Source organism: Streptomyces sp. SolWspMP-5a-2, assembly GCF_900091845.1.
GTDB classification, from domain to species: Bacteria; Actinomycetota; Actinomycetes; order Streptomycetales; family Streptomycetaceae; genus Streptomyces; species Streptomyces doudnae.
Genome location: NZ_FMCI01000397.1, coordinates 1 through 1,217 on the forward strand (window position 1 = coordinate 1; position 1,217 = coordinate 1,217).

The 1,217-nt window shown below is 72.5% G+C and carries 1 protein-coding gene; it reads left to right on the top strand.

The window, feature by feature from the left end; translation table 11 throughout:
* A partial coding sequence (locus GA0115242_RS39515; protein ID WP_093836478.1) for a molybdopterin-dependent oxidoreductase occupies nucleotides 1-1,217 on the top strand: 1,217 nt, incomplete at both ends.

Consider the following 1,217-nt stretch of genomic DNA (forward strand, 5'->3'; position numbering starts at 1 on the left):
GGCGACGCGTTGCCGTCCGTGGTGGGAGCCGTGGTCGGTGCCGGACTCCTCTACCTGCTGATCGGCCGGCTGGGAACCCACCGCGCCCGAGCCGAGCAGCCGGGGGAGCGGACGGAGACGGTGGACGGCGTCTCCACGGCAGCGGGCGCGCCGTCGGACCGCGCGACCGCCTCCGGCACCGGCGACGAAGCGGAGGATTCGCGCTGGGACCGCCGCGGCTTCATCGTGGCCGCGACCGCCGCCGCGGCGGCCTCCACCGGGGCGGGTCTGGCCGGGCGGGCGCTGAACGGTTCGCAGGGCCAGGACGCCGTGGCGTCCCGGGCGAAGGTGGTGATACCCGCCCCGTCGTCGTCAGCGGCGCCCGTGCCCAGGGGGGCCGCGCTGCGGATCAAGGACATCAGCCCGTTCATGACCCCCGACGGCGACTTCTACCGTGTCGACACCGCGCTCGTGGTGCCCAAGGTCGACGCGACGTCGTGGCGGCTGCGCATCCACGGCAAGGGCGTGACGCGGGAACGGACCCTGTCCTTCGACGACCTGCTGAGGATGCCGCTGATCGAACGGGACATCACCCTCACCTGCGTCTCCAACGAGGTGGGCGGTCCCTACGTCGGCAACGCCCGCTGGATCGGAGTCCGCCTGGCCGATCTCCTGACGGAGTGCGGGGTGCGACCGCCGTCGAAGGGCGGCCCGGCCGATCAACTGGTGGCGCGCTCGGTGGACGGCATGACGATCGGCAGCCCCGTCGACGACGTCATGGACGGCCGTGACGCGATGCTCGCCCTCGGCATGAACGGCCGCCCCCTGCCCTTCGAGCACGGCTTCCCCGTCCGCATGCTGGTCCCCGGCCTGTACGGGTACGTGTCGGCCTGCAAGTGGATCAAGGACATCGAACTGACGACCTTCGACGCCTACGACGCGTACTGGGTCGAGCGGGACTGGGCACGGAAGGCACCGATCAAGACCGAGTCGCGCATCGACACACCCAAGCCGTTCGGGCGGCCGAAGGCGGGGACGGTCATGGTCGCGGGCGTGGCGTGGGCGCAGCACCGGGGGATCGACAAGGTCGAGGTGCGGGTCGACGACGGGCCGTGGGAGGAGGCGCGCCTGGCCGCGGAGGACACCCGGGACACCTGGCGGCAGTGGTCGTACGAGTGGACTGCCGCGAAGGGCGGTCACACGCTGACCGTGCGGGCCACCGACCGCACCGGCGAGAC